Annotated in this window: 6 protein-coding genes; 1 reads left to right on the top strand and 5 read right to left on the bottom strand. The window is 42.1% G+C overall.

Going from position 1 to position 14,046, the window contains the following annotated elements; translation table 11 throughout:
- Positions 1–65 precede the first annotated feature (65 nt).
- Positions 66–3,050 carry a SusC/RagA family TonB-linked outer membrane protein gene (locus AAH582_RS07245; RefSeq protein ID WP_343321703.1) on the bottom strand — a complete coding sequence of 995 codons (2,985 nt, stop codon included), beginning with the start codon at positions 3,048–3,050 and terminating at the stop codon, positions 66–68.
- A 433-nt stretch (positions 3,051–3,483) separates the two neighbouring features.
- On the opposite strand from AAH582_RS07245, the gene AAH582_RS07240 reads away from it, so the two are divergent.
- The gene (locus AAH582_RS07240) at positions 3,484–7,440 is read left to right on the top strand and encodes a hybrid sensor histidine kinase/response regulator transcription factor (protein WP_343321702.1); all 3,957 of its coding nucleotides are present in this window, start codon (positions 3,484–3,486) and stop codon (positions 7,438–7,440) included.
- A gap of 220 nt (positions 7,441–7,660) precedes the next feature.
- Here AAH582_RS07240 and AAH582_RS07235 read toward each other — a convergent pair whose 3' ends face one another.
- From AAH582_RS07235 to AAH582_RS07220, 4 genes are all read right to left on the bottom strand, one after another.
- A complete protein-coding gene (locus AAH582_RS07235; protein WP_343321701.1) occupies positions 7,661–8,986 on the bottom strand; it encodes an MFS transporter in 1,326 nt (441 codons plus the stop codon).
- 100 nt (positions 8,987–9,086) lie between these two features.
- On the bottom strand, positions 9,087–11,393 hold the full coding sequence (locus tag AAH582_RS07230) for a family 65 glycosyl hydrolase domain-containing protein (RefSeq protein WP_343321700.1): 2,307 nt from the start codon (positions 11,391–11,393) through the stop codon (positions 9,087–9,089).
- Between the two features lie 107 nt (positions 11,394–11,500).
- Entirely contained in the window at positions 11,501–12,148 is a 648-nt protein-coding gene (gene pgmB, locus AAH582_RS07225; protein ID WP_293953481.1) for a beta-phosphoglucomutase, read from the bottom strand.
- Positions 12,149–12,181: 33 nt separating this feature from the next.
- Positions 12,182–14,044 carry a glycoside hydrolase family 13 protein gene (locus AAH582_RS07220; RefSeq protein ID WP_156167650.1) on the bottom strand — a complete coding sequence of 621 codons (1,863 nt, stop codon included), beginning with the start codon at positions 14,042–14,044 and terminating at the stop codon, positions 12,182–12,184.
- Positions 14,045–14,046: the final 2 nt, after the last annotated feature.

The following is a 14,046-nucleotide window of genomic DNA, read 5'->3' as shown; positions in this document are numbered from 1 at the left end:
TGAATATGCTTAAATCAATCTTGATACTCTCCTCTTTTTATTATCTAATGATCTACAGTATATGCTTAAAGTGAGAAGTTAACCCCCAATAGGATATTTCTTGCCGGTGGATATGGTAAATATTCGATACCCAACGAAGGAATACCATTTGTTGCACCATCTGTATTCACCTCAGGATCAAACCCTGTATACTTCGTTATGATGAAAAGATTCTGTCCAGTAAGGGATACATTTAAATTCTTCAGTGTTCTGCCTACATTTCCAACACGATAGCTTAAGGTAAGATTAGCCATTTTTAGATAATCACCTTTTTCAAGGAATCGCGTCGAAGGCGCAGCCGAATTGGAAGTAGACTCTTTTACAGCTGTATTAAAGAATGCTGAACCGATATTCCGTGATGACAAATTGCTCAATCCCAAAGTCGTCGCTGCCGTATTATTGAATAGATAATGTCCAAAAGCGCCATTCATATTGGCAGCCAAAGAAAACTGTTTGTAATTTACATTGGTGGAAATACCCAATAATGTGGTTGGATTTGGACTGTTCATATAAAACTTATTAATTGCAGGATCGTTGGCCGTACTGATACTACCATCCTGTCCACGGTACATGCTCATTCCGGTTTGCGGGTCGATACCTTGGTAATCGGCCAAATACCATACATTCAATGGCTGGCCATTGACCATTCGTTGTCCCAATACACCAGAAAAACCTTGTCCGCGGAGTGCTCCTGTCTCATAATAACCAACAAGGCCACTTACACTATTCTTAAGAAATGTTGCATTACCTGTCAAATCCCAAGTCCAATTGTCATTTTTAATAATTGTACCTGTTAACGCGACCTCTACCCCTTTATTGACAATCTCACCGTCCAAATTTACCCAAATACGTCCCGCAGGAGCTGGCTGTGCAAGCGTTTGCTCAAATAGCGCATCTGTGGTCTTTTTATTAAAATAATCAATGGATCCATATAAACGGTTGCCCCAGATTCCGAAATCTATACCCGCATTGATCGTCGTCGAAGTTTCCCATTTCAAGTCAGGATTTCCATAGTTAGCCTGGCTTACACTCTGATTACCGAAGACCAATCTATTCAATGAGGCACCAGAAGGGAATTCTTGGTTACCTGTTTTTCCCCAACCCAATCGCACTTTCAATTGGTCAAAGATACCGGAAGACTTTAAAAACTCTTCCTGATTAACATTCCAGGCTACGGCCAACGAAGGGAACATGGCGTATTTGTTGTTTGAACCAAATTTCGTTGAACCATCCCTTCGCACTGTTGCAGTGAATAAATAACGATCTAAGTAATTGAAGCCGCCCCGTAAAAAAAGCGATTGCAATTGGTTGGTTGGACTTCTATACGACGATATTTCACGCGTGGAAACAGGCGTATATTGTAGATAGTCAAAATAATCTAACCCCAGATAGCGAAATCCACCGCCAAAGGAAATGTTATTATTATAATTATAATCCAAATATTCATAGCCTGCTACTGCATTGACACTCCAATCTGAATTGATTTGTTTATTGTAGGAGAGCATATGCGTCATTTGCAAGTTGGTTTCCCCGTTATTGGAGATAAAAGCCTGCTCATTGTTCACAGCAGAAGGATCAATAAGCCCGGCGCGGTACATACCCTCGCGGTTTCCTGTTTGTCGCATCGCACTATAAATAAAGCGATACTCTAAATCATCTGTAATTTTATAATATGGCGCCAAATTGACCACCATTGTATTGGTTGTCGCCAAGTCCTTAAAGGCTTCAATGCTTGTCAATGGATTTCGTGTGGTTGAACTCACAAAGGTCAAATTACCTTGCTCATCGCGTAATGGTCGCGTTGGATTCCACTGCAGTGCTTGGGAAATCACATTTCCTTCAGAACCTACCATCGCATTGATCGGCGCATATTTATTATCCATTTGCGTCAAAAAGACTGCAAAATCCAATCCCAATCGTTTGCTTTCCAGAAAACGGAAATTCCCGTTAAAATTGGCTGTATATTTCTTCAGTTGTGAGCCACGAATAATACCATTTTGGTTTAAATACCCACCCGAAAGACGGTATTTACCATGTTCGGTTCCACCCGCCACGTCAGCATAGTAATTTTGCGTGATGGCTTTTCTTGTGATTGCTTTAAAAGCATCCTCATTACCACCAAAATCAGCATTTGCCACTTCAGATGGTGTATAATATTTCAACGCCTCTCTGAATCGCGCTGCATCCAATACATCAGGATATTCCCGCATGGTCGAAACACCTGCAGAGGCTCCTACAGAAACCTCGGGCTGTCCTACTTTACCTCTTTTCGTGGAAATAATGACTACACCATTTGCCCCACGTGATCCATAAATTGCCGTAGCCGAAGCATCTTTAAGGATGTCCATACTAGCAATGTCACCCGGATTTAAGTAAGTTAAAGGATTTCCTCTGTCGGAAGAAAAACCTCCTCTTCCTTCGGGCAGAGGGGAGTTGCCCGACATCGGCACACCATCGAGCACAAATAACGGGTTGTTACTGGCGCGGATCGATGAATTCCCACGAATACGTACTGTGGTTGATCCCCCAGGTTGCCCCGTATTGTTAATCACCATCACCCCTGGTGTCTTTCCTTGTATGAGTTGGTCGGGACTGGTCATGATCCCCTTATTGAAGTTTTTTGCTCCAATAGTAACCATAGACCCCGTTAGATCTTTTTTACGGGCCGTACCATAACCGATCACAACGACTTCATCTAAGCCCTGACCGGCACTAGGTTCAAGCGCTACCGTGATATCGCTCCCCACAATGGGTACTTCTTTTAAAGTATATCCGATAAAGGATACTTCCAGCGTTTTAGCTTCACTGGGAATAGTCAATGTAAAAGAACCTTCCGTGTCTGTTGTGGTAGCCGCGGTACCCCCTTTTACTTTGATCGTAGCTCCTGCCAATGGACTTTGAGTCTCATCTACAACCTTCCCCTTCAAGACTTTCGTCTGGGCAACTACAATAAAAGATACAAGCAGAAATGTGAGCGTCATTACGCATTGTGCAAGTAGTTTATTTTTCATACGCTTTTTGATTGGTGGTTTAATTGATTTTTTATCGTGTGCAATAGATACACAGCTGATAATAAGTGATTTTTAATGGTTTATTTTTAGTCCTAAAACTCATTTGAAATGAGTATGGTCTTTCCCAATTATTGCAAATACGTAACGATCAGTATCAAAATCGTTAACGCCCAAATGGAATACCAAATCATCGTGAAGATATTGCCGCACCTGTAAAAACAAAAACCTAACAAACTGAAAAACAAGGATACAGGATATACCTGTCATAATTCTAGGGCGAAACATACGTTTATATTTGGTTATTATTGTTTTATAAAAATGCGCAAATCCTTGTATCTCGCCCAATCAGAGCGTCTCAATTTTATATCAAAGCGTATCAGTAAAACTCTTTTTTATCTTTTAATTGACTATTTTTAGTTCAACGTAATCAGTTTTGAAAAGAATAACCACCATACTCCTTTTGTATATCTTGCTGGCAGTTATCAACCTGCAGGCACAATCGATCTATTTTAAAAACTATCAGACCCACGATGGCCTTTCCAATAGTACGGTCAAATGTATTACACAAGATATTCAGGGTTTTCTGTGGCTAGGAACGAGGAATGGCCTTAATCGTTTTGACGGTAATCAATTTAAAATATTTCGACACAATGCTTCAGATTCGACAAGTATCGGAAGTTCATCTATTTTAAGCCTCCTCACAGATAGCAAAGGTGTCCTATGGGTGGGTACCACACGGGGTGCCTATCGTTACGATCCTATAAAAGAAGATTTCAAACCATTCAAGCTCATACCCATCGGTGAAGTAAATGCCATACACGAATACGCAGGCTTTATATGGTTGCTTTCCAATGGAAAACTGTACCGTTACAATTCTTATACAGGAGAAATATTCCCATTTGATCTCAACAAAAATACCCTAGTAGCGATCACCAGCAGTAAGAAAGGTGGGTTGTGGGTAACAGACAATAACAGTACAATACTACGGTATCAGGTTAATACGGGTAAATTTTTCCCTGTTGATCTTAAAAAAATCGATCGACAAACACTAGCGAATACCAAAACCGTGTATGCGATCAACGATTCATTGCTAATGGTCGGGACAATCAATTCGGCTTATTTGTTTGATTTCAAAAATGGCACATTAAAAAATCTATTTGCAAGTCATTACCCCAACAAAGTCATTCAGGCAAACTGTATTATTCAACAAACAGAGTCGACATACTGGATTGGAACTGAAACCGGAATATACACCTATGATATTCACACAGGCCAGAGCCAACACATCAAAAAAGACCTGCTCAATCCATTTGCCATTTCTGACAATGCTGTCCTGAATTTCTATCGGGACCGTGAAGACAATATCTGGTTTGGAACATTTTTCGGTGGCTTTAACCAATACAGCAACCAATTCGACAATTTCAAGAAGTATTTGTCCGGATTTGGAAAATCAGCCCTATCAGGCAATATTGTACACGATATCAAAAAAGATCGCTATGGAAATTTCTGGATCGGAACAGAAGATGGCGGATTGAACAAAATAGATGCCCAAACACAACAAATCCAGCATTTCCTTGCCAACGGGAAAAAAGGCAGTATTGCGCATAACAATGTCCATGGCTTGGCAACAATCGGCGACGATCTTTGGGTAGGCTCCACCACACATGGACTGGACATTCTCGACGTAAAGACCGGAAAATTAAAAAAGCACTATGACCGCATCGGTCAAGGTCCCTTACAAAGTAGCTTCGCCGTATGCATTTATAAGTCCAAAGACAATACGATGTTTGTTGGCACAGACCGCGCTTTATACGCCTACAACAAAAATAAGGACAGTTTTGATCTCCTTCCTATTCAAGCATGGATACAAGGCATTTATGAAGATGAATATGGTATACTCTGGATCAACACCTATGGCAGTGGGATCTTCCAGTATAACCGCAGCTCGGGAGAAATACAGCATTTGCTGTCCGAACAAGGTAAACAAAATACACTCGTCAATAATTACGTCAACGGCCTATTTGAAGACAGCAAAAAAAATTTATGGTTTTGCACCGAAAGCGGCCTTTCGAAATACCGCCGTGATGGACGTTTCACCAACTACCTGACCGAATCTGGTTTACCTTCTAATCAAGTATTCAAGGTCTTGGAAGACGACAACAACAGCATCTGGATATCGACCGGCGGTGGACTGGTCCGGCTGGACGAGGGTGTCCCTCGAAGGGTCATCTATACCTCCAGAGATGGGCTTCCCGCAGATCAGTTTAATTATAATTCGGCTTTTAAAGATAGCGACGGGACTTTATATTTCGGGACTATCAAAGGAATGGTAAGCTTCAACCCCACAAAATCCATTAAGAACAGTTTTATTCCACCCATATTCATCAGCGGCATTCAGATCAACAATGTCAGTGTGCCGGTTCGTGAAAATGGCATACTCAAAGAATCCATCTCCCTATCAAAAGAGATCCACTTAACCTACGACAATTCCAATATCAGCTTCCATATAGCAGCCTTGAGCTTTGTTTCCCCAAAGAGCAATCCCTATCGTTATATCATGGAAGGTTATGATAAAGGCTGGACCGATATTACGGGAAATCAAAAAATCTATTACAATAAACTTCCACCAGGTACGTATACGTTTAAGTTCAGGGGTGCAAATAACAACAGCGTCTGGAATCCAACAGAAAAAAAACTGCTCATCATTGTTTCGCCCCCCTGGTGGCAATCAAGCTGGGCGTACTTACTTTATTTTGTGAGCTTTGGTACGATTATACTGCTCGTATTACGGTATTATTTTCTACTTATAAAGGCCAATAATGCTCAAAAGATGGATAGCTATGAACGAAAAAAAGAACAGGAAATTTATAATCTCAAACTGGAGTTTTTTACCAATCTGGCCCACGAAATTCGTACGCCACTCACCCTGATCAAAATGCCCCTTGAGAAAATAATAAACCAACAGAAATTTACCGATAGCGACACAGCCAAGGATCTCGCACTAATTGAAAAGAATACAGCGCGTTTAATTCGCCTGACCAACCAACTACTGGATTTTAGAAAAGCAGAAACCAACAATATGAGCCTTATTTTTACTAAAACGGACATCAACACACTCCTATCCGAAGTATTCCACGACCTAAGTTATCTTGCAAAAGATAAACAGTTGCATTATGAGCTTAGCCTGCCACGTATCAGTCTCGCTGCTTATGTGGATGAGGAAGCCCTCCGAAAAATCTTTACTAATCTTATTCACAACGCCATCAAATATGCAGATGAAGAAGTCTATGTCAGGCTCCTCCCTTTTAATAGCGATGATATTATGTTCAATATCGAATTTAAGAATGATGGTGAGCTTATTCCTTATGAAAAAAGAGAAAAAATATTTGAACCATTTTATCGATTGAACGAATCCGATAAAGATACGGGGACAGGCATTGGGCTTCCCCTATCCCGCTCCTTGGTCGAATTGCACCAAGGAACCTTGTCACTTGTCTATCTGGAAGAAAACCGCAATATATTCCTGCTGTCCGTACCGATTTTTCAAGAACAATCACTGGACATCAAATCTTTTCAGGAAGATAATGACGATCATGTATTAAATGATAAACCAGACGAGCAGGAGGAAGAAAAACCGGTGATTCTACTCGTCGAAGACAATAAAGAAATCCTTGCCTACCTCAATAAAGAATTAAAAACCAGCTATATAATCCTACGAGCCGGCAATGGTGCCGAAGCGCTCGAAATATTAGACCAAGAAAATGTACAACTGGTACTGACAGACATCATGATGCCTATTATGGATGGCCTGGCTTTATGCAGACGTATCAAAACAGATATTCTCTATAGTCATATTCCGGTGATCTTTCTGACCGCAAAAAATGCATTGGATTCCAAAATTCAGGGATTAAAAAATGGTGCCGATGCTTATATCGAAAAACCTTTTTCGCTTGAATTCCTCATGGTACAAATACGCAATATTCTCAAGAACCGAAAAATTATCAAGAATTACTTTACTAACGCACCCAGCTCCAACTTAATAGATATCAACGTTTCGGGTCCTGACAAAGATTTCATCAGTCAGCTCAATACGGTTATTTATGAGAATATTTCAGCGATAGACCTTAATGTGGATGAACTGGCCAAACTGATGCATATGAGTCGTCCGACCCTTTACCGTAAAATCAAAGGACTCTCCGACCTAACACCCAATGAATTGATCAATATTTCACGATTAAAAAAAGCGGCAGAACTGCTTACCCAGAAAGAATACAACATTACCCAAGTATCAACGATGGTCGGTTACACCGTTCAATCCAATTTTTCCAGGGACTTCCATAAACATTATGGTATGTCGCCGAGCAACTATATTCTTGAAAACAGTAAATAATGCTTACGTGTTCAGCAAATGATGGTGCATTTTTCAGCAAATGATACGCACAAGTTTTAGTAAATCGAACGAAATTATCCCGCTGTGTAAAAGCGAGCCGTGCTAACTAAAGAAAATTAGTATACTTAAGGAGATGATGAAAATCCAATTGCAGGAGCTTGGCCAAGTGAGCAGAAAATCGTAGACGTAAGCTCTATTTACTACGTCTACGATAATGATCTTAGCGTTTACTCTTGGGAACAAAGAATGCAGCCAGCAGCATAAATACACCGGCCAACAACAAGCCATAAATGGATTGGCTATGAAAAAAATATTTGATGATCATTCCTCCAAAAAATCCACATACAATCTGTGGTAAGGTAATGAAGAAATTGAAAAGCCCCATATAAACCCCCATTTTCCCTGCAGGCAGGTGATCGCTCAAAATGGCATAAGGCATCGCTAAAATACTTCCCCAAGCGATACCAATACCGATCATGGGAAGAATCAGCAGATTAGCATCTTTAATCAGAAACAGTGAAATCAACGAGAGTCCTCCAATGGAAAGCCCAAGCGCATGCGTTTTTCCACGTCCGAGCTGTTTGGCTATCCGCGGAATAAACAAAGCATATAGAGCCGATACTCCATTGTAAATACCAAAAAGCACGCCCACCCAATTGGCCGCCTCCATATAAAGATCCTGCCGATTTCCTTCCCGCAGATAAAAAACCGAATCTGCAATCGCAGGAGTTGTATATACCCACATCATAAAAAGGGCAAACCAGGAAAAGAATTGAACCCAACCAAGTTTGCGCATGATCAATGGCATCTTACCAATATCGCTGACGATAGCGCGCAAACCAAATTTTGGCGCTGTCTCCTGTTCAACCACCATGGTATCAGAAAATGACCGTAATTCCTGTGGCGTATATTCCTTCGTTTTAAACACCGACCACAACACCGTTAGAAGCAGTACAAAACCACCAAAGTAAAAAGAATATATCACATTGTTTGGCACCTGACCGGCTTCGGAAGTTCCCTGTACATGAAAATATTTTGTCAGTATAAAGGGAAGTAAGGATCCCAATACGGCTCCAATACCGATCAGAAAGGTTTGTACGGAGAATCCAAGACTACGTTGGTTGCTCGGTAGATTATCGCCAATTAAGGCTCTAAAGGGCTCCATTGTCACATTGATGGAAGCATCCATAAACATTAATAGTCCTGCTCCTATCCAAAGTGGTGCTAGCAATGTGGTAAATACCGCTGCATTCGGCATCAAAAACAGGGTGATGGTGGTCAGCAGTGCACCCACCAAAATATAAGGCCGACGACGCCCCAATTTATTCCAGGTTCGATCGCTATAATGCCCGATAATTGGCTGCACAATCATCCCCGTAATCGGAGCAGCAAGCCAAAACAGCGACAGGTGTTCTACATCAGCACCAAATGTCTGTAGAATACGGGAAGCATTGCCATTTTGTAAGGCAAACCCCATTTGTATGCCCAAAAACCCAAAACTCATATTGATGACCTGGCTAATACTTAATTCAGGTTTATTTCCCATAATAGGCTATCAAAATTTAAGACAAAATACAATTTAATTATCACTTAATCCCTATTTTCAGCAGGATAAGATCGGTTCTTACGCTGCTGAAAACAGGGGCTTACCGAACCTGAAACACCTGCTTTTTGCTTTGTGCAGCCAGAACGAAAGCTTCTGCCTCCGTCTGGATATGGGCCGCAGTGTCACTGTCATTTTCGATCGTAAATCCATCCGACCGTACCGCAATCAACAAGGTCGCACCGCGAAATAAGATACGGAATTTATACCCTTCCCACTCTTTTGGTAACATCGGATTTAAATACAGTTTTCCGTCCTTAATCCGCATTCCTGCAAAGCCCTCTACGATTGTCATCCAGGTACCCGCCATGGAAGTGATATGTAAACCGTCTTCGGTATCGTTATTATAATCATCCAGATCCAAACGCGAGGTCCGCAGATAGAATTCATAGGCTTTTTCTGGTTTATTCAATTTAGCTGCCAATATCGCATGGACGCAAGGAGAAAGCGAGCTTTCATGCACCGTAAACGGCTCATAGAATTCATAATGTCGCCTTAAGGCTTCAAGATCAAACTGGTCTTCGAGAAAGTAAAAGCCCTGCAGCACATCGGCCTGCTTGATGTAACAGGAACGTAGAATCCTGTCCCAGCTCCAACGCTGGTTGATCGGTCGTTGAGCCGGATCAAGTTCGGCCACAGGAATTAACTCTTTGTCGAGGAAACCATCCTGTTGGAGAAACACCCCGCGCTGCGCATCAAAAGGATAATACATGTTATCGATAATATGCTGCCATTTTTCCTGTTCCTCCGCTCCTATGGCTAACTTTTTCAGTGCCTCAGCATTGTCGGAGCTCAGCTGCGCCAGCTTGTTTAAACAGTCCAGTGTATATTCCAGGCACCAGGAAGCAATCCGATTGGTATACCAGTTGTTGTTCACGTTGTTTTCATACTCGTTTGGTCCCGTCACCCCCAACATGACATATTGCTGGCGCTCAGCGCTCCAATTAACGCGCTGTGCCCAGAATCGGCTTATCGCAACCAAGACTTCCAAGCCGTGCGACCAGATGTAATCCTGATCACCGGTGTAACGGACATAGTTATAGATCGCAAATGCAATAGCTCCATTGCGATGAATTTCCTCAAACGTAATTTCCCATTCATTATGGCATTCCTCACCATTAATCGTCACCATGGGATACAGTGCAGCTCCATTGGTAAAGCCAAGTTTAGCGGCATTTTCGATGGCTTTATCCAATTGCTGATGACGATAAATCAACAAGTTACGCGCAATATTTGGAGATTGTGTTGCGAGGTAAAAAGGAATACAATAAGCTTCAGTATCCCAATAGGTGACACCGCCATATTTTTCTCCGGTAAAACCTTTCGGACCAATATTGAGTCGCTCATCTTCGCCGGTATAGGTTTGGTTGAGCTGAAATATATTATAGCGTATAGCCTGCTGCGCAGCAACATCACCCCTGATTTCAATGTCACTTTCTGCCCAGATCGCTTGCCAAGCTGCTGCTTGTTTCTCCTTTAGTTGCTCATAGCTCAGTGCATCTAGCTTATGTAAATTGACCGAAGCAGCCACTTCTAGCTCTGCCGACACATGGTTCTGTGATGTAACAATGGAAACTCGCTTTTCAATACAACAAATTTGAGATTCGGTTAGCTCGGTCTTATAAATTTCTGCTATACAGCCTCGACTTGTCACCGTATCTTGCACTTCGACAACGGCTGTAGGTCCTGTCACGGTAGTTGTAAGCAGGGCGTACACCTCAAAGTCAGTTTTCTTGGTACGCGCCGCCACAAAGGTATTTTCACCATCTCTTCCCTGCGCTGTGCTTTCCCAAAATTGCTCGTCGTAGTTACTGTCTCGATTGACAACTTCAGCATTTAAATGCGAGCGGACCTCCAAAGCAATCGGACCGGAAAGTGCCTGTATGTTGTACTGTAATGAAGCTGTTTCCGAAGCAAACAGATGATACATCCGGCTTGCTTCAACCTTCAACTGTGCCCCATCGGGCATTTCCACGATAAAACTGCGGTATAAAACCCCATTTTGCATATCCAGGCGACGTTCAAAAGATTTGACCGCAACTTTGTTTAGGTCGAGAACCTGCCCATTCACTAGAATATGTAGGCCTATCCAATCGATGGAATTGATGACCTTGGCAAAATATTCGGGATACCCATTTTTCCACCAGCCCACGCGTGTTTTGTCAGGATAATAAATACCCGCTAGGTACGATCCCTGTAACGACTTCCCGCTGAATTCTTCTTCAAAATTAGCCCTCTGCCCCATCCGACCATTACCGATAGCGAAGATACTTTCCGAAAATTCATTATGTTCGGGACGAAAGGTGTCTTCGATAATTTGCCAAGGGTTATGTTTGATATATGTTTTCATCTTTATATTTTTTTCAATGCGCGACGGATACTCTGCCTCAATCATTCTGGTCTTCTTTGCCAATATGATCTACGCCTTGCTTCCATCACTTGAATTGCTCCTAAAATTTAAAATTTATCGACTAAGGCTCCTAAATCGGCTACCACTAAATCTGCTCCGTTAAGATGTTCAGCCTGCCCAATCCCTATGACCTGCATGCCGGCTGCCCTTGCCGCATCGATCCCCGCCTGGGCATCTTCCAGCACGAGACAGCATGCCGGCTCAATTCCCAAAGCCTCAGCTCCCTTCAGGAAAACTGCTGGATTAGGTTTAGACAGTTGCACCACATTTCCATCAATCAATGCGTCGAAATAGCTGATAATCCCCGTTTTTTCAAGGATGCCCATCGCGTTCTTGCTGGCTGACCCCAATGCAATCTTAATCCCCTTTTTCTGGAGTTTTTCTAATAGATCCAAACTACCTGAAAGCAAGTGGTCAGGGCTGAGTTGTTCAATCAGCTCCAAGTACCATTTGTTTTTAAGTGACAGCAAATCCGCTTTTTCAGCATCGGATATTTTCGCCCCCGCCCATTTTAAAATAAGCTCGAGGGATTCAATGCGACTGACCCCTTTCAACTGTTCATTGTCAACAAGAGAAAACGAATAACCCAAGCCTTCTGCCAATCTGTGCCAGGCTTGAAAATGGTAGACCGCAGTATCCACCAACACACCGTCCAAATCAAATATTACGGCTTTTACAGTATTATAATTAATCATCGAAAAATGAATTCTATAGAATTTTAAATTGTGTTAAAACTTAAGCTCAAACACTTTAGTCTCGTAAGCGTCCAACTTCAAGCTATGGTCAACTGGATTGGTCTCTTGCTTTTGAATAATATCGAAATAGGACTTCACCTGGTTATTTCGTTCCCTAAAGCGATCGAGTTTAAGTTCCTTCGCGACATCATTGCAATTCATCACGACCATAACAGTTTGCTTTTCGTTGTAACGGAAATAAACATATACGCCATCTTCGGGCACATATTGCATCGTTTTACCGGTTTGCAGAACGGTATGTTGTTTTCGGTAATTGGCTAAGGTCTGCACATAACTCCACATATCCTGTTCGGCTTTCGTTCTTCCGTCAGCTGTAAATTTATTCGATTTGTCACCTATAAAACCACCCTGAAAGTCTTCCCTTAGCAAGCCGTCGGGATTAGAGAAATTCTTCATCAGAATTTCAGCTCCATAGTACAACTGTGGGATACCCCTTGTTGTCATAAGCCAAGCCATTGCTGATTTATATTTCTGCACGTTTTCGCCTACAACGGAGAAAAAACGATCCTTATCGTGGTTATCCAAAAAAAGCACATTTTGCGCTGGATGTGGATATAGAAAATCTGAGGCCAGGGTCGAATATAATTTATTGGCTCCGGCAGTCCATTCTGTCTTTTGGTTGAGCGCATCACCTATGGCATAATTAAGCTGAAAATCGGTTACGCCCATCAACTTGGAATCCACGTCCTGACCAACTCGTTTTCCGCCCAGAAAATAAGCCTGATTGGCAACCCCGTGTACCCATGTCTCCCCAAAAAAGGTAAACTTTGGATACTCCTGCAGAATGCGATCGGTCCATTTAGCCATAAAATCCAGATCATTGTACGGATAGGTATCTATTCGGAATCCGTCTATTGCTGCGGTCTCTATCCACCAGATATGGCTTTGGGTCAGGTAATTTTGAACGTATGGATTCTGTTCGTTCATATCGGGCATGGTGGGAACAAACCAACCTTTGACCATTTTCTTTTTGTCATCTGCCGAGGCATAAGGATCAAAAACAGCCTGATCTTTGTAGGATGTCTGCGTATAGGAAGGCCATTCATTGAGCCAGTCTGCCATCGGTTTGTCTTTCACCGTCCAATGATAACTTCCAATATGATTGGGCACCACATCAAAAATCAATTTCATCTGACGCCGGTGGAGCTGTTCGCCTAATTGCACATAAGTGTCATTGCTGCCAAAGCGAGGGTCTATATGATATGTTTCGGTATTGGCATAACCATGGTACGAGGCCTGTGGCATGTCATTGGTCAACACGGGAGTCAGCCACAAGGATGTAACACCAAGATCTTGCAGGTAATCCAGTTTCCCGATAATACCTTCCAAATCGCCACCATGACGCAAGTACATTGAATCCCGGTTCAAGCTCATATCCAACATACCTTTCACTTGATCATTTGCCTTATTTCCATTGGCAAAACGATCAGGCATAATCAGATAGATCAAATCGGCACTGTTTACTCCTTGCGCTTTTACTTTTTGATCTCTTTGCTTCAACTCATAACGATAAGTCAGTTTTTTCTTTCCTTGACGAAAGGTAAAAGTTGACCATCCCGGTTGGGCCGAAGCAGCCACCTTGACATCCAAAAACAGGTAATTGGGATTTTCCACCCGATTGATTTTTACCAATTCTATTCCTTTATCCTCCACTTGCACCTCACTTTTCCCGATCTGGGGTCCATAGACAACAAGCTGCAGGGTTGGATTTTCCATTCCTACCCACCAGTTTAAAGGTTCTACACGTTGAATGGATTGCCCCAATAAGGGGCTCCATCCAAGCACTGTTAGCGCCACGATTACTGTGGTAATATTTTTATTTATTTTAAACATCATTT

The sequence above is a fragment of the Sphingobacterium multivorum genome (assembly GCF_039511225.1).
Taxonomy (GTDB): domain Bacteria; phylum Bacteroidota; class Bacteroidia; order Sphingobacteriales; family Sphingobacteriaceae; genus Sphingobacterium.
The sequence above is the reverse complement of the archived record's forward strand: the minus strand, read 5'-3'. Positions and strand labels throughout refer to the sequence as shown.

What these genes read in the sequence shown, in the direction of transcription:
- AAH582_RS07245 (WP_343321703.1), bottom strand. Translation starts at nt 3,050, where the DNA reads ATGAAAAATAAACTACTTGCACAATGCGTAATGACGCTCACATTTCTG.
- AAH582_RS07235 (WP_343321701.1), bottom strand. Translation starts at nt 8,986, where the DNA reads ATGGGAAATAAACCTGAATTAAGTATTAGCCAGGTCATCAATATGAGT.
- pgmB (WP_293953481.1), bottom strand. Translation starts at nt 12,148, where the DNA reads ATGATTAATTATAATACTGTAAAAGCCGTAATATTTGATTTGGACGGT.
- AAH582_RS07230 (WP_343321700.1), bottom strand. Translation starts at nt 11,393, where the DNA reads ATGAAAACATATATCAAACATAACCCTTGGCAAATTATCGAAGACACC.
- AAH582_RS07220 (WP_156167650.1), bottom strand. Translation starts at nt 14,044, where the DNA reads ATGATGTTTAAAATAAATAAAAATATTACCACAGTAATCGTGGCGCTA.